1 protein-coding gene is annotated in these 277 nt (G+C 42.2%); it reads left to right on the top strand.

Annotated elements, in window-relative coordinates; all coding sequences use genetic code 11:
• Positions 1-50 precede the first annotated feature (50 nt).
• Positions 51-277, top strand: a 227-nt coding sequence (locus ACZ3HH_RS29845; RefSeq protein ID WP_465810161.1) for a family 1 glycosylhydrolase, incomplete at its 3' end; no start/stop codon positions are given.

The raw sequence follows: 277 nt of genomic DNA on the forward strand, positions 1-277 counted from the left end.
GTTGCTCCGACCCATTTGGAATAACAAATTGTACAGCGGGAAACTCAACTGTGGAACCATACATAGCAGCTCATAACATGATACTGTCCCATGCAGTAGCAACCGGACTTTACAGAGAAAAATATCGAGCTGCACAAAATGGAGGTGTTGGCATAAATGTTTACTCTTCTTGGAGTTATCCTATGACAAACTCTGATGTGGATATAGAAGCAGCTAAAAGATACTTAGACTTCGTGTTCGGATGGATACTAGAGCCCTTGGTTTCTGGAGATTACCC

Source organism: Pseudomonas sp. PME37.24/025 (assembly GCF_055556615.1).